The following is a 14,788-nucleotide window of genomic DNA, read 5'->3' as shown; positions in this document are numbered from 1 at the left end:
TTCACTCCTTTTCAATCATGCCCCACAAACATTTCAAATAAAGACTCTCTGGAACCTGCATAAGCCAGGGGTGATCCGGAGACTGAAGAGTAACCGCAAGGTGAGAGAACGTGATCCCGCTGTTCTCTGTTGACCTCTTCACTGCCTCTACAAGGTGCTCCAGACCTATGTTGTACGCGCACGTGCAAATGCCGAGTACCCCTCTGTCTCTGACGATGGGCAGCAGGCCTTTTATAATGTCCCTGAAGAGGCCGACTCCGGTCGATAGCTCCTTCCTGTGCTTAACGAGAGAGGGTGGATCCAAAACAACTATATCAAATGCATCATCTTTTTCAAACCGACCTATAAAGTCAATAACATCGCTCTGAACGAATTGAACGCTATTATCCAGTCCATTCAACTCCGAGTTCAACTTCGCCAGCTTCAGGTCCTCCATAGACTTGTCTACGCAGATTACCTCCGCGCCCGCAGCCGCCATATTGATTCCGAAAGCCCCTGTAAAGGAAAAGAGGTCGAGACCCTTTTTGAGGGACAACTTTTTCACAAGTGAGAAACAAAAAGCTCTTGAATCTCTCTGATCGAAAAAGAATCCGGTCTTTTGACTCTTTTCGATGTCCACCAGGAACTTCAATCCGTTCTCAACCACTTCTATTCTTTCCGGTACCTCTCCGTAGAGCAGACCTGTATTTCTGTCGATCCTATCTTCGATACCCATTTCGAAATCGCTCCGTTCATAGATACCCGTCGGAGAAGTAACATCCACGAGAGTTTCGATTATTGTTTCTTTAAGATTCTGCACGATCCGATTCCTGAATTGAACGACCAGGATTTCGCCGTACCTGTCGACAACCAAACCGGGAAGTTTGTCTCCCTCTCCATGAATCAACCTGTAGTAGGGGAGTTCGTACAGGGTCTCTCTCTTTCTCAGTGCTCTCATTATCCGTCTTTTAAACAGGCTTTTACCGATATCCTCATCCCTGTTCGTGAGGACCATCACGGCTCTGTTAGATTCGGGGTTGTAGAAGCCTCTTCCCAGAAAGCCGTAATCGTACGAAAAGACATTAACCTCTCCTAACCGCTGCGGGCCGTCAATAGAAAGCAGTTCGTCCCTGAAGACCCATGGATAACCGTTGAGTATCATTCTTTCCTTTCCCTTTTTCAAGCGAGCGACAATCATCAAAGTTCTCCTTCGAGGGCCAGGGTATAATCCAGTATTTCTCTTTCTTCGAAAAACAGCGCTATCTCTCTTGAAGCGCTCTCGGGACTGTCGGAAGCGTGAATAAGGTTCTTTCGGACCGATACTCCGTATCTGCCCCTTATGCTTCCGGCGTCGGCCTCCAGCGGGTCGGTCCTTCCCACTGTATGGCGGAGCCTCTTTATAGCGTTCTCACCTTCGAGCACCATCGCCACGACAGGTCCCGATTGAACAAACTTCATAAGCGGTACAAAGAAATCTTTTCCGGTGTGTTCTCTGTAAAGCTCACCGGCCAGGTGTTCGTCCATAACTATCATTTTAAGTGCCACTATCTTAAAACCTTTTTTCTCGAGCGTTGTAATTATCTCGCCGACCAGACCCCTCTGAATAGCGTTCGGTTTTAGATACGCGAATGTTCTTTCCATCTTTTCAACCTCCGGGATAATTGAACCATTCATTGCTATAATTAAAGCATGGACTCTACAAATAGGGATTTAATAATGAGACTTTCCCGTATCCTGGCAGGGGGTGCGGGCTTAAGCATAGCACTGACTGGAAGAGACGGCCGTTATCTCAAGACTTTCTCGGAGGATTTGATTGGCTTGGACTTTTCTTGGGACAGGAAAAGGTTGACAGAAGATTTTCTATTGATTGAGCCAGAGAACGGAAATATCGGTATAGAGAAGGTCCGAGAGATTGAAGCCCATTTTCTCCACAGGCCTCCCGCAGGACGTCGGAAGTTCATCCTTATTACAGAGTGCGAGCGAATGACTCTTGAGAGCGCGAATGCCCTGTTGAAGATACTTGAAGAGCCTCCAGACTTCGGGAGAATCATCCTCAACACCACGTCCTGGAACTCGTTGCTTGCGACGATACGCAGCCGTGCCATTCCCATAAGCATCGAAGTGCCGGACACGCTTATGGAGGAAATGAAAAGGAAATACAGGGATAAAATTGTTGATATCTACGCCGGCTCTCTTGAAGATTACTCGATCCTGTCTTATTTTATGGACCTTGATACGGAAGCTTTGACTGTCGATGCTCTTGCGCTCCCGGAAGGCGAAGACGGTGTCGAGTATCTTGAAGACGTGCAAAATGAAGACCCAATCTTCAAAATCAAAAGAAGAAAGTTCTACATGAATTTGATAAAACGCTTCATAACGGAGAGCGATTTCTTCGCGCTCGCAGGAAAGATCGCGCCGTGGTTCGGCGGCGCCGGTTCCTTCGAAAAGTGTCGCCTGCTGGTTTTCTACTCGAGAGGACTCCTACGGGATTTGCTGGTCGTCTCGAAGACTTCGCTCTGGAGTCGAGTTGTCAACATCGATCTGTTAGAATGGCTTATGGAATACAGGGAGGGACCGAATACGCTCGAAGATTTCCTGTGGTGTGACAGATTCCTGAGAAGACGCACTGCCTCTCTGAACCCGACGTTAGTCTTTTTCAGGGCTATGTATTCGGTCAGGAGGAATTTCAATAGAGATTCTGCTGGAGGTAAAATGAATGCCTGAGATATATGGAACAGTATACGGAGTTGAATTTCATTCGGTTGGAAAGATGTACGTGTACTCCTCGAGCGAAGCGGTTTTAAAACCTGGCGACTTCGTTCTGGCAATGAGTGAGTTCGGTCTGGATGTCGGAAGGGTCAGGTTTGGCCCTGTGGAAATGCGTATCGATGAACTTAAAGAAGAGCTTAGGCCAATAGTGCGGACGATGACAGACGAAGACTGGGAGACACATCGCAAGAACAAGGAAGAGGCAGCCTCGGCCATGCAGATCTGTCAGGATTTGATCGAGAAACACTCTCTGCCGATGCGTTTGCTGGAGGCGAGGTATATGTTCGATCGCTCACGTATAGTATTCTACTTCGGGGCTGACAGCCGGGTGGATTTTCGCGAACTAGTCAAGGATCTTGCAAGAACTTTCAGAACGAGAATAGAGCTTCGCCAGGTCGGTATAAGAGATGAAGTAAAAATGACCGGTAGCCTAGGACTTTGCGGCATGACAGCCTGCTGTGCGAGATTTCTCAGGCAGTTCGAAAGTATAACTCTAAAACACGCGAAGAAGCAGCAGCTCCTGATCAACCCGGCGAAGATATCGGGTCGTTGTGGTAGACTGCTCTGCTGCCTTTCTTACGAGCAGGAGTTGTATGAACACGAATTGATGGATATACCCGACGAGGGTTCTCTGGTTGATTACGAGGGAAAGACCTGCAAGGTACTGACGGTGAATATATTCATGAAGGTGATAACTCTCGTCGCCGACGACGGACAGATGATAAAGGTTCAGTTCGACGATTTCCGTAAGAGTCAGAAATCCATAATACAGGACGCCAACGCCGAACTACTAATAAAGAACAGAGATGAAGATATTTCGATAGACGATTGAATTTACGGAGGTGCGAAATGACAGCAAACATTGATAGAAGAATTGAAGAACTCAAAGAACTCGGGAGAATCTGCAGGGGAGACATAATAAAGATGACAACGATTGCCAACTCAGGTCACCCCGGCGGATCGATGTCTTCGATAGATATGTATCTATCTATATACAAGCAAGCAAATATAGACCCTTCAAGACCGTTCGATCCGAACCGGGATAGGGTCATCGTAAGCCACGGTCATACTTCTCCGGGAGTTTATGCCGCTCTAGGAAGGTTGGGTTTTTTTAACATCGACGAAGTCATATCTGGCTTCAGACATGCAGGTTCCATATTCGAAGGACACATCACCAGAGGAATTCCCGGCGTAGAATGGACAACTGGCAATCTCGGTCAGGGACTTTCGGTAGGTGTTGGCATGGCCCTGGCCTCGAAGCTGACCGGCAGAAACTTCAGAGTCTTCGTGGCTATGAGCGATGCCGAACAGGCTAAAGGACAGGTGAGCGAGGCCAGAAGAACGGCCGTCAAGTACAAACTGAACAACCTGGTTGTAGTCATTGATTACAACGATGCCCAAATATCCGGCAGGGCACGAGATATTATGTACGTTGATATCAAGGCCGATTATCTTGCCGATGGCTGGGATGTGATCGAAGTCGATGGACACGATTATTACCAGATAACGGAGGCAATTTCGAGATCCTTCGGGGGCAAAAAACCCGTTGCGGTGGTCTGCAATACAGTTATGGGAAAGGGGATATCCTTCATGGAGGGTGATGTCTCTTACCATGGAAAACCTCTCAGTCTCGAAACCGCCGCGAAGGCTCTCGAAGAGCTCGGGCTCGAAAATGATCTCGATAAATATGTAGAAATGAGAAAGACTTTACCTTCCTACCACGAACCGGTTAAGCCCATCGATGAGCCCATAAAGCCCATTACCGGCACACCGATCACTTACCCCGTGGATAAAAAAACTGACAACAGGTCGGCCTTCGGGAAGGCTCTGGCAGATATCGGAAGGGCCAACAGGAACGGGACCCCTGTGGTGGTTTTCGACTGCGACTTGAAGCCTTCGACCAAGGTGAATGAATTCGAGAAGGTCTGGCCGGAGAACTTCATACAAATTGGAGTGCAGGAACACAACGCAGCCGTTGTCGCAGGTGCCGCCTCGGTATGCGGAACTCTCAGCTTTTTCGCGGATTTTGGGGTCTTCGGAATCGACGAGACCTACAATCAGCAGAGATTGAACGACATAAACAAGGCCAACGTTAAAGTCGCCGTCACGCACGTGGGAATAGACGTCGGCGAGGATGGAAAGACCCATCACTGCCTGGATTACATAGGAGCTTTGAGGAACTTCTTCGGTTTCGGCCTGATCGTTCCAGCCGACCCCAACCAGACCGATAGAGCCGTGAGGTACATGAGCCAAATGCAGGGTAACTGTGCAATCGCCATGGGAAGATCGACCATGTATCCTATAACCGATGAGAACGGCAATCCTTTCTTTGGAGGCAATTACGAATACGAATACGGCAAGATAGATATAATCAGGAAAGGAAAGGGCATAACGCTCCTTTCGACCGGTCAGGTCACACACCAGGCAGTTCTGGCGGCTGATCAACTGAAGGAAGACGGTCTGGAAGTAACGGTGTTGAATCTCAGCGCCCCGCTTGCTTCGGATCTCGATAGTGTGAGCGATTACCTTACTGGAACAGTTATAACGCTCGAGGATCACAACATCGACACGGGACTTGGTTCGATAGTTGAAGGGTATTTCGTGAGAAAGGGATTTCTGCCAGAGAAGTTTGTTAAGATCGGTGTAGACAGATATATGTACTCCGGCGACAACGAAAAGCTGTACGATCTGGTGGGGCTTTCAAGAGACAGTATCGTCGAAAAGGTGAGGGAAATTTCGAGTCAATGATGAACCAAGAAGAAGAAAAAAAGGTAATTGAGTTCTGTTCGATCAATTCGATAAACGCCAATCGTGAATTGATCTTCAAAGCTTTGTGTCATTCGTCTTTCACCAATGAGCTCGCGCAGAACACATCCAGGATACTCGAGTCCAACGAGAGAATGGAGTTTCTGGGAGACGCCGTTCTGGAGTTTTCTCTCGCGACGCTTCTTTACAGAAATTTCGCACTCTCGGAAGGCGAGATGTCGAAAATCAGAGCCATGGTGGGCAGTGAGAAGGTTCTTTCCAAAGTGGCCAGAGAACTCAGGATTGGAGAATATATCTTTCTCGGAAAAGGCGAAAGACATACTGGCGGGGCAGAAAGGGAGTCTATACTCGCAGACGCTTTCGAAGCGCTTCTGGCAGCGATATACCTGAGCAACGGTTTAGAAACGGCCCTGAATTTCGTCAGAGAGCGCTTGTCCCATTATTTGAACAAAGCGGTAGAAGGTGCCCTGGTACTGGACTATAAAACCTCTCTTCAGGAGTTAACGCAGGCCCGTTTCGGTTCACGTCCTTCTTATACGACGATTCGGGAAGATGGACCACCGCAGGACAAGTCATTCAAAGTGGAGGTAGTAGTAGAAGATAGGCTTCTGGGAATCGGGGAAGGCAGAACAAAAAAAGCGGCTGAGCAGTCGGCCGCCAGGAAAGCTCTTGAGGCTATCCTTGAGGGAAAGATGGATCGGGAGGATCTACCATGAAGTACAGGCACCTGTTTACCGTCATTAAAGAAGAAGAGCGGGACCTTTTTGAGGCTTGGAGCTGGGAGGAAGGCTTCATGAACCTCTATTTTGAGGAACTGCCCGACAGAACCGTAACACTTCATGTCATACTGGCCGAGGACGAGAACCTGCCGGAGTTTCTCTCAATGGTGGAGCTTGCGGATCTCGGCTTTACGCGCGAAGAGGACTGGTACGAAAAGTGGCGTCAGACACTCCAACCATTTTCACTCTATGATGGGATCACCGTAGTTCCGCTGGAGGAAGAGAGACCGGTCAAAGGCCTGAACGAGATTGGTCTTATACCGGGGATGGCTTTTGGAACTGGGTTTCACGAATCCACAAGACTTGCAGCCTCTCTCACAAAAAAAGCCGTTCGTCCTGGCGATCGTGTTCTCGATGTGGGGTGCGGAACGGGGATACTCTCAGTATTGGCCATGAAATGCGGCGCTTCGGAAGCCATCGCGTTGGATATAGATGATCGCGCGCTGGAGAAAACGCTCGAGACGGCCAGAATAAACGGGGTCTCCGTCGAAGTCGTTAAATCCGATTTCCTTTCGGCGCTTTCAGAAGGCGAGTCTTTCGATCTGATAATAGCGAACATGATCGCTGAGCTTCTGGAACGCTTTGTCGGAGATCTGAAGAGGTTTTTGAGGGAAAATGGTTCGATAGTGATCTCGGGAATTTACGGAGAGAAGATACGATCGATTTCGAAACTCGTCGATAAAGATTTCACGATCGATGATACAGAGGAAGATGGTGATTGGAAAGCTCTTCTCCTGAAAAAAAGGTAGTATCTCTCCAGCTGGCTAGAGAGTTGAAGAACGACTTTTCAACTGTCAGGTCCTGCAAATGGGAATATCCACAGGTGATTCGGTCGAAGTTGATACAGGGTGGGAAACCCTTCCCAACTCTTTTCTGGCTTACCTGTCCACTGTTGAGAAGATTGGTCTCGACTATGGAAAGCAATGGTTTGATTCAAAAATTCGAAGATAGGATCGAGAAAGAGGAATCTTACCGCGAAAGATACCTGAAGGCACATGAAGAAACAGTACTCGTAAAGAGGGAGAGTCTGGTGGGATTGGAGCTTTCTGAGTGGCAGAAAGAGAAGTTGTTCGGAAGCGGAATAGGTGGTATAGCAAATCATCTCAAGATCAAATGTCTGCACCTGCAATTGGCCAATTATCTCGGTGGGGTTTCAAACCCCGTCGGAAGGGATGTCTGGGAGTCTCTGAGCGAGAAGGAATGTAGGGGTGAAAGAGTCATCTGTCTGGAGTTGTTGAGGAGAAATGAACGATAGCTTGCTCGAGAGAGTGTCGCAATTACCCGAGGAACCGGGCGTCTATATATTCAAAAGCGACAAAGGTGAAACTATATACGTAGGAAAGGCAAAAAAACTCCGTCGCCGTGTCCAGTCGTACTTCAGGAAATCCACATGGTCGAAAAACGAAAAAGTCAGGAATATAGCCACCGAAGCCTTCGATCTCCAGTTCATTCTGGTAACCTCAGAAAGAGAAGCGCTCTTATTGGAAGCGAATATCATTTTCAAAGAGAAGCCCAAATTCAACGTATTGCTTAAAGACTCGAAGGTCTATCCTTACATCTACCTGTCCGACGACGAATATCCCTACCTAGAAATAACAAGAGTCAAAGCTCGGCCTGGCACCTACTTCGGACCCTATACCAGTACAGGGCTGGTCAGACGCATTCTGGAATTGCTTCAGCGGATTTTTGGCATCAGGAGCTGTACGTTTGATCTTTCGAAGGTCAAGAAGCCCTGCTTTCTGTACCATTTGAAGATGTGTTCAGCTCCTTGCGCTGGGAAGATAACACGGGAAGAGTACGCGAACCGGCTTGAATCCCTAAAGGAATTCCTGGAAGGAGACACTATAAAGGTCCGTCAGGCACTGCTCGAGAGAATGAACATCCTATCTCAGACTCTCCAGTTTGAACGCGCGGCAGAGATAAGGGATATATTGAACTCGATGGACCAACTCTACACCTTTCAGGGTGTGGAGGCCTCTTACGACCTGAAGGCCGATATACTGGTCGTTTCCTCGGGACTGGCGACGCTTCTACAAGTTCGTGGTGGGATGCTTCTTGGAAAGCTAGTTTTCGACTTTCCTGACGGTACACCGGTAGATTTCATATCACAATTCTACTACGCAAAGGGCAATAGACTGCCGAAAAGCCTCATAGTTTATGGATTGAGCAAGTCCGATCTCAAACCTTTCAAGAAGGACTTCTCGTACATCGGAGAACCCAGGGACGATCAGGAGATCAGGTTGCTCCAGATAGCCTATCAAAATATCGATGAAGAACTGAAAATGCGCCTAAATGCCTCGCATTCTCTGAAGCAGGCGCAACAAATACTAGGCTTGGGCAAATTTCCTTCCCGTATCGAAGGTATTGATATCTCGCACACTCAGGGACTATACACGGTGGCGTCGGTTGTGGTTTTTGACAACGGCAAACCTAACAAAACCGAGTACAGAAGGTACAGAATAAGCGGGATCACCGAACCGAACGACTTCGAATCGCTTGCGATTGTCGTGAAGCGTCGGTATTCGAAACATCCTTTGCCAGACCTCCTGTTGATCGATGGCGGCGAGCCACAGGTGAGGGCAGTCGAAAAGGCCTTTTCGGAGATAGGAATAGGCGGGTACGAGATCGTCGGGCTCGCCAAAGAGTTCAACGAGCTGGTCTTCCCCGATAAAAGGGGGAGAATATTGCTTCCGCAGGATCATCCGGTGCTGAGGATGATCATTTCGATTGACGCTGAAGCACACAGGTTTGCCGTGAATTATCACAGGGTACTGAGAGAGAAGAGGTATCGAAGCTCCAAACTCGATGATATAAAGGGAATAGGTCCGAAACGAAAAAAGGAACTGCTCAAGGCGTTTGGAGGTATCCCTGGAATAGTAGAAGCCTCGGAGGAAGATCTTTACGCAATTCTAAAAAACAGAAAAGCTGTGGAAGAAGTGCGGAATTGGATAGAAAGAAAAGGTGGAGACTAGCTCCACCTTCTATAACTATTGCACTTTTTCCTTTAGTTCTTTCCCGGCCCTGAACTTTGGAACCTTTGCACCGGGGATCTTTATTGCTTTTTTGGTTCTCGGGTTGACTCCCTTTCGAGGTTTTCTCTCCACCACTTCGAAAGTGCCAAAACCGACCAGTTTTACCTCTTCTCCATCTGCGAGCTTATCACCGACGATATCGACGAAGGTATCGATCAGATCGCTGGAAACCTTCTTCGTGTAACCGGTCCTTGTGGAAAGCTCGTTGATAAGTTCCTTCTTATTCACGTAAACACCCCCTGGCTAGAATTCAGATGTCATCAATATTCTAACATCTTATGGAGAAGTATTGCAAGGGCTGCGTTGCGCAAATCCTCTGAATAAAATACATTCAGAAAACCCATCCTTTTCCGATCAACCCTTGACCCCTTCAAGCTCGAGAAGTCTTTCGTTGCTTTCAATAATATTCGCGTATGACCAGAGATCTAATAAACCGCTCCCACTAAGGTTGAAGACGATGACTTCTTCCTCTCTTCTCTCTCTAGCACTGATAGCTCTTCTAATCGCTCCGGCAATTGCGTGACATGATTCCGGAGCAGGTATTATGCCCTCGATCGTCGCGAAGAGTATCCCTGCCTTGAAAGTTTCTTCCTGTGGGAAGTTTTCCGGTGTGACTATCTTCTCCTTAACCAATCTGGAGACTAAGGGGGCCGCTCCGTGATACCTAAGTCCTCCGGCGTGGATGGTCGGTGGCACGAAATCCCTGCCCAGTGTGTACATTTTTAACATGGGCGTCAAACCTGCGCTGTCACCATAATCGTACCGGAACTCGCCCTTTGAGAGAGAGGGACAGGACTCTGGTTCACAGGCGACGAATTCGATTTTCTCTCCCTCAAGCTTTCTTTTAATGAATGGAAGAACAAAACCTCCAAAGTTTGAACCCCCACCATGACAGCCAAGCATAATGGTCGGTTTTTCGTTCAAAATCTCTAGTTGCCTTTCAACTTCAAGTCCTATGACGGTCTGATGGAGTAGTACATGATCGAGCACGCTACCCAGCGAGTACTTTTTATCTTTGGAATTCAGTACGATTTCTACGGCTTCGCTTATGGCCATTCCAAGAGAACCGGGATAGTTTTTGTCGTTCTTGAGGAAGTTCCTTCCGCTTTCTGTGTTTTCTCCTGGACTCGGTTCCACTGTTCCGTTGAACATTCTCATCATATGCTGTCTCATAGGCTTGGTCTCATAACTGTTCCTTACCATGAAGACTCTCACGGTTAATCCAAACTTTCTTCCAGCATAAGAGAGAGCGCTGCCCCACTGACCGGCGCCTGTTTCTGTCGTCAGTTCGGTGACCCCCTCGACCCTGTTGAAATAGGCCTGCGCTATGGCGGTGTTGGTTTTGTGGCTTCCAGTGGGGGAGTTGCCTTCGTATTTGTAGTAAATTCTGGCAGGGGTTCTAAGAAACTCCTCTAAAAAAGTTGCTCTTATCAATGGGCTGGGACGGTACACGGCGTATTCATCTAATACAGGTTCCGGTATTTCGATAAACCTCTCTTCACTTATCTCCTGTTCTACGATGGCTTTTGGAAAGATAGCCGTCATATCGGCAGGGTTCATTACCTCCTTCGTCATCGGGTTGAGCGGCGGATCCATTTTGAAAGGCAGATCGGCCTTCACGTTGTACCAGCTCTTTGGAAGTTCCTCGACAGGTAGATTAACCACGATTCTCTTTTTCATGCCTTTACCTCCTAAAAATAAAGGGGCTCTCATCACGAGAGCCCCTTCAATGGGTTTACCTTTATAGCAAAAGGCTAACCCCCATCAAAGGGGCTAACCCACCACCAGAACTTATTCAGTATGTAAGAACTCAAACCATTAGTCACATCGATTCTACTTCGCATGATTAACTATACTATTTTTTACCCTATTCAGTCAAGCGATGATACGTAAAGATTACATAAAAACGGGGATCTCTTTTCACGAGATCCCCGCCATTGAAATTACGGCAGCGTCAATCTGTGGACGTGGCTTCTCCGGTATCAGTTGGCGTTGAATCCTGGGTTTCTAGAGTCTCAAGCTGCGATGTAATACTGTCTATCTCGTACTGAATATCGCTGGAAGGCTCTAGAACAAAATAATCCTTGAGATAGACAAGTCTTGCGGCAAGCTTCTCTTTCTGCCATGCAGGATCGTAACTCAGATCCAGGGCCAGACTGTTGTTTCTCAGCAAAACATCGAGAGCCGCCTTTCGAGTCTCCGCTTTCATTTCTCCGGCAAGAAGCTGTCCGAGAGATGCATCGATCTGGTCTATGGTGTTGAAAACGTACTGAACGAAACTCTCTCCGTACTGACTCAGCTGTGTTTGAAACAGCTGAGGATCGGCGAAGATGTTCTCTAGCTCGATTAGCCAGCCGTTGTAGTAATCGGTTGCCACCGCCGGGTCATCTCCTTTGAGCTGGAAGATCAGTTCCATGATCATTCCACGCTTTTCGCCGATCTCGTACAGTTTTTCTATTGCCAGTTTGTAATTGGGATTTTCCGTCAGTCCCAGAGAATCGGAGAGCTGAATGAAGATCGCGTATTCAATAGGCAATGGATTTCCTGTCGTTGAAGGCCCGAATAGTTTTGCCGCCAGTTCAACAACCATTGCCGTCGCACTGCTCTCATCGTTCATGACCTTTGTATAATCATCGTACAGAAGCAGTTCGGGATCGAGTATCTCATAGTCGAAAGCGTTATCGGCTATATACTTTTCTATCCAGGCAGAGTAAGTATCGTTCTGATAGGTGGAAACGAAATCGTTGTAATTCTGAGGATCGGAAACTATATCGTTCAACGATTCGATCGACTTACGCTCTTCGACTATTATGAGATGATAACCGAACTGACTCTTCACCGGCCCGTACAGTTCACCTATGGGAGCTGTCAGTATAGCCTCTTCAAACTCCGCGACGGTCTGGCCTCTCTGGATTGTACCGAGTTCGCCTCCGTTTGCAGCCGTACCGGAATCGATTGAAAACTGAAGGGCCGCCTCTGCGAAAGTGATTTCCCCGGCGTTGATTTTGTTCTTTAGGCTTGTCGCTGTGGCTTCGTCACTCAAAAGAATATGTCTGGCCCTTATATATTCATAGCTGTTTTTCAGGTTTTCCTTGTTTTGCTCGAAATAAGCCGTGAGTGCCTCATCGTTCAAAGGCGCGATGTTATCCTGAACTACACCTGCTTTAAGAGACTGGTAAACGTAGTTTCTTATCTCCTTTCTGAAATTGTCTATCGATCCGTAGATCGCTTCTATCTGCGTAACTATTTCGGGACTCGATGTATACTGGGAAAGCATAGCGTCGGTCTCGCTTTCGACTTCGCTTTCGTCCGGTAGCAACGAGTTTTCCAGAGCATAGATATCGACAATTTTCTCGTCAACGATGTATGAAACCAACATGAGCTTCAAAGCGACTTTGCTCGGCAGATACATATTGTCGAAGTAAGGGTCAAGCTCGACACCTTGGCTTCGGGCGTTGGCAATTGTTGCATCGAGTGCCTGCTGAAGTTCCTCGGTGGATACCCAGAAGTCCTGAGATAGAACCTCACCTGCTCTGGTAAGCTTTGCAGCATAATCGCTTGCAAAAAGAGTAAATGAGAAAATTGCCAGAAAAACTATCAGTATCGCTTTTTTCAAAATAATTCCCCCTCGTGTATTTGGTATATTCATGATAACATTTCATTGGGTTCTGCGTGTCACAATTAGAGGTGAAAGTTTTGGAAAAGAAGGGTTTGAATCTCGAAAGTTTTCTCTCAACCTCCAGGAAATGGTTGAATAGCGAGGAAGCAGAACTTGCAGGAGGTGAGAGATCCCATCAACCTCAGGCGATATACTTTTTCGCAGACGAAAAAAATCGCTCCTTCTGCAGGAGGTACAACAGAGAGGTAAATTTCAAAAGGGACGTCGAAGATATTAATCTCTGTGATAAATGTGGTATGAGATTCTGGAATTACAGGGCAGCTCAGATCTGCGTTTTCGCTCCCGCGGATGAGTACTACACGATCGACTCCCGCAACGAGGGTAAAGAGACGACCGAGTTTCCAGATAAAGAAGCCGCCCTGTCCGGTATAACCAGTTTTGAGAGTAAAAGTTGGGAATAAAAAAGAGGCCTTGCGGCCTCTTTATATATGAATGCTCTTGCCCTCTACTCCTTCAAGTGCACCCAGAACAGTTTCCGACAAAGTTGGGTGAGGATGGATCGAATTCTCCAGTTGCTCTACGGTCAATCCGTTCTTCACGGCGATCACGGCCTCCATTATCAAATCGGTAGCCGAGGGAGAGACTATACTCATACCCAGAACCTTCCCGGTTTCGTGTTCGGCCAGTATTTTGGCAAAGCCAGAACTCTCTAGTATAGTCCGTGCCCGTCCGTTGGCACTCAGGGGGAATCTGGAGACAACAACATCGGACCTGCCTTTGAGGTCGCTTTCTCTCAAACCCGTAGAAGCAACCTCTGGACTTGAAAAAATTATCGAGGGGACTGCTGAATAATCCATCTCCAGATCCTCACCCGCTATGTTGTGTGCCGCCACTATCCCTTCGTAGCTGGCGACGTGCGCAAGCATAATACCGGCCCTGATATCACCGATCGCGTAAACGTCTGGTACGCTAGTCCTCATATGTCCGTCCGTTACGACACCCCTTCCAATTTCCACGCCCAAATTCTTTATGTCATCGGAGAGAACTGCTCTTCTGCCTACCGCTACCAGAAGCTTTTCAGCCTCGATCGTAGTTTCCTCCTCACCCGCCGTATTGAGAAGATAACCCTTATCGAGCTTCTCGACTGATACGACCTTTGTCTTCTCGAGAACGGTAACAGCTTTTTTCTTCAGGGCCTTCTTTATCTCCTCCGCCACATCTGTATCTTCATAGGGCAGAATATGCTCGGCCAACTCGATGACGGTCGTTTTGACTCCGAAGGTGCTGAAGAAAGTTGCGAACTCAACTCCGATGACTCCGCCGCCCACTATGGCAAGACTCGAAGGCATCTCATTCAGCTTGAACACATCGTTGCTCGTCCATATCCCTTCGACATTGCTGAATGGATGGAACATTGACGGTTCTGATCCGTTGGCAAGGACTATGTTCTTTGTCTCCAACAAGGAGTTGTCCTTTTCAAGGAGTACACTGTGGGGGTCTTTTACTAAGGCTTTATCTTTGAAGAAATCGACACCGTTTTTCTTCAGCAGTAGCTCGATTCCTTTGCGTGAAGTGGTCACAGTCCTGTTCATGTGTGACATGATTCCATCGAGTCGATAGTTGAGATCCGAGACATCGATGCCCAGTCTCTTCGATTTATCCTTTATCTCGGAAAACAGATGGGCCGAGGTCAGCATAGCCTTTGTCGGTATGCAACCCCAGTTTGTGCAGGTGCCCCCCAGATATTCCTTCTCCACAAGAGCCACTTTCCTTCCAAGCTGAGAAAGCCTTATAGCACAGACGTATCCTCCAGGGCCTCCCCCTATAACGATAGCATCGTACAT

The 14,788-nt window shown here is 47.7% G+C and carries 14 protein-coding genes; 8 read left to right on the top strand and 6 right to left on the bottom strand.

Annotated features, from left to right (window positions below):
- Nucleotide 1 precedes the first annotated feature (1 nt).
- Both MESINF_RS12865 and ndk read right to left on the bottom strand, forming a co-directional pair.
- Nucleotides 2-1,177 carry a class I SAM-dependent rRNA methyltransferase gene (locus MESINF_RS12865; protein WP_169700456.1) on the bottom strand — a complete coding sequence of 392 codons (1,176 nt, stop codon included), beginning with the start codon at nt 1,175-1,177 and terminating at the stop codon, nt 2-4.
- Nucleotides 1,177-1,620, bottom strand: a complete 444-nt coding sequence (ndk, locus tag MESINF_RS12860; RefSeq protein WP_169700455.1) for a nucleoside-diphosphate kinase — start codon at nt 1,618-1,620, stop codon at nt 1,177-1,179. The genes MESINF_RS12865 and ndk overlap by 1 nt, the downstream gene beginning before the upstream one ends.
- 48 nt (nt 1,621-1,668) lie before the next feature.
- Between ndk and MESINF_RS12855 the strand changes: the two genes are divergently transcribed.
- The 7 genes from MESINF_RS12855 to uvrC are packed head-to-tail and all read left to right on the top strand — an operon-like array spanning nt 1,669 to nt 9,265.
- Nucleotides 1,669-2,703, top strand: a complete 1,035-nt coding sequence (locus tag MESINF_RS12855; protein ID WP_331838479.1) for a hypothetical protein — start codon at nt 1,669-1,671, stop codon at nt 2,701-2,703.
- Nucleotides 2,696-3,580, top strand: a complete 885-nt coding sequence (locus tag MESINF_RS12850) for a PSP1 domain-containing protein (RefSeq protein WP_169700452.1) — start codon at nt 2,696-2,698, stop codon at nt 3,578-3,580. The genes MESINF_RS12855 and MESINF_RS12850 overlap by 8 nt, the downstream gene beginning before the upstream one ends.
- Before the next feature lie 17 nt (nt 3,581-3,597).
- On the top strand, nt 3,598-5,496 hold the full coding sequence (locus MESINF_RS12845; RefSeq protein WP_169700450.1) for a transketolase: 1,899 nt from the start codon (nt 3,598-3,600) through the stop codon (nt 5,494-5,496).
- Nucleotides 5,493-6,230 carry a ribonuclease III gene (gene rnc, locus MESINF_RS12840; RefSeq protein WP_169700448.1) on the top strand — a complete coding sequence of 246 codons (738 nt, stop codon included), beginning with the start codon at nt 5,493-5,495 and terminating at the stop codon, nt 6,228-6,230. The genes MESINF_RS12845 and rnc overlap by 4 nt, the downstream gene beginning before the upstream one ends.
- On the top strand, nt 6,227-7,042 hold the full coding sequence (locus tag MESINF_RS12835; RefSeq protein WP_169700446.1) for a 50S ribosomal protein L11 methyltransferase: 816 nt from the start codon (nt 6,227-6,229) through the stop codon (nt 7,040-7,042). The genes rnc and MESINF_RS12835 overlap by 4 nt, the downstream gene beginning before the upstream one ends.
- The gene (locus MESINF_RS12830; protein WP_169700444.1) at nt 7,012-7,548 is read left to right on the top strand and encodes a DUF501 domain-containing protein; all 537 of its coding nucleotides are present in this window, start codon (nt 7,012-7,014) and stop codon (nt 7,546-7,548) included. Before MESINF_RS12835 ends, MESINF_RS12830 begins: the two co-directional genes overlap by 31 nt.
- Complete coding sequence (gene uvrC, locus MESINF_RS12825; protein ID WP_169700441.1) at nt 7,538-9,265, top strand: excinuclease ABC subunit UvrC; 1,728 nt, start codon at nt 7,538-7,540, stop codon at nt 9,263-9,265. Before MESINF_RS12830 ends, uvrC begins: the two co-directional genes overlap by 11 nt.
- Before the next feature lie 15 nt (nt 9,266-9,280).
- On the opposite strand, the gene MESINF_RS12820 is transcribed toward uvrC, so the two are convergent.
- From MESINF_RS12820 to MESINF_RS12810, 3 genes are all read right to left on the bottom strand, one after another.
- Nucleotides 9,281-9,553, bottom strand: a complete 273-nt coding sequence (locus tag MESINF_RS12820; RefSeq protein ID WP_169700439.1) for an HU family DNA-binding protein — start codon at nt 9,551-9,553, stop codon at nt 9,281-9,283.
- Nucleotides 9,554-9,679: 126 nt separating this feature from the next.
- Nucleotides 9,680-11,005 (bottom strand): TrpB-like pyridoxal phosphate-dependent enzyme, encoded by a 1,326-nt coding sequence (locus MESINF_RS12815; protein ID WP_169700437.1) that lies wholly within the window; start codon nt 11,003-11,005, stop codon nt 9,680-9,682.
- Between the two features lie 274 nt (nt 11,006-11,279).
- Nucleotides 11,280-12,941: a peptidylprolyl isomerase gene (locus MESINF_RS12810; RefSeq protein WP_169700435.1), complete on the bottom strand. Its 1,662-nt coding sequence runs from the start codon at nt 12,939-12,941 to the stop codon at nt 11,280-11,282.
- A gap of 80 nt (nt 12,942-13,021) precedes the next feature.
- Here MESINF_RS12810 and MESINF_RS12805 point away from each other — a divergent pair, with 80 nt between their 5' ends.
- The gene (locus MESINF_RS12805; RefSeq protein WP_169700434.1) at nt 13,022-13,405 is read left to right on the top strand and encodes a hypothetical protein; all 384 of its coding nucleotides are present in this window, start codon (nt 13,022-13,024) and stop codon (nt 13,403-13,405) included.
- Between the two features lie 21 nt (nt 13,406-13,426).
- Here the strand turns inward: MESINF_RS12805 and lpdA are convergent, their stop codons facing one another.
- Nucleotides 13,427-14,788, bottom strand: coding sequence for a dihydrolipoyl dehydrogenase (gene lpdA, locus MESINF_RS12800; protein WP_169700432.1), 1,362 nt, complete (start codon nt 14,786-14,788; stop codon nt 13,427-13,429).

Origin of the sequence: Mesotoga infera (assembly GCF_900157305.1) — a bacterium.
Taxonomy (GTDB): domain Bacteria; phylum Thermotogota; class Thermotogae; order Petrotogales; family Kosmotogaceae; genus Mesotoga; species Mesotoga infera.
The sequence above is the reverse complement of the archived record's forward strand: the minus strand, read 5'-3'. Positions and strand labels throughout refer to the sequence as shown.

What these genes read in the sequence shown, in the direction of transcription:
- MESINF_RS12865 (WP_169700456.1), bottom strand. Translation starts at nt 1,177, where the DNA reads ATGATTGTCGCTCGCTTGAAAAAGGGAAAGGAAAGAATGATACTCAAC.
- ndk (WP_169700455.1), bottom strand. Translation starts at nt 1,620, where the DNA reads ATGGAAAGAACATTCGCGTATCTAAAACCGAACGCTATTCAGAGGGGT.
- MESINF_RS12855 (WP_331838479.1), top strand. Translation starts at nt 1,669, where the DNA reads ATGGACTCTACAAATAGGGATTTAATAATGAGACTTTCCCGTATCCTG.
- MESINF_RS12850 (WP_169700452.1), top strand. Translation starts at nt 2,696, where the DNA reads ATGCCTGAGATATATGGAACAGTATACGGAGTTGAATTTCATTCGGTT.
- MESINF_RS12845 (WP_169700450.1), top strand. Translation starts at nt 3,598, where the DNA reads ATGACAGCAAACATTGATAGAAGAATTGAAGAACTCAAAGAACTCGGG.
- rnc (WP_169700448.1), top strand. Translation starts at nt 5,493, where the DNA reads ATGATGAACCAAGAAGAAGAAAAAAAGGTAATTGAGTTCTGTTCGATC.
- MESINF_RS12835 (WP_169700446.1), top strand. Translation starts at nt 6,227, where the DNA reads ATGAAGTACAGGCACCTGTTTACCGTCATTAAAGAAGAAGAGCGGGAC.
- uvrC (WP_169700441.1), top strand. Translation starts at nt 7,538, where the DNA reads ATGAACGATAGCTTGCTCGAGAGAGTGTCGCAATTACCCGAGGAACCG.
- MESINF_RS12815 (WP_169700437.1), bottom strand. Translation starts at nt 11,005, where the DNA reads ATGAAAAAGAGAATCGTGGTTAATCTACCTGTCGAGGAACTTCCAAAG.
- lpdA (WP_169700432.1), bottom strand. Translation starts at nt 14,788, where the DNA reads ATGTACGATGCTATCGTTATAGGGGGAGGCCCTGGAGGATACGTCTGT.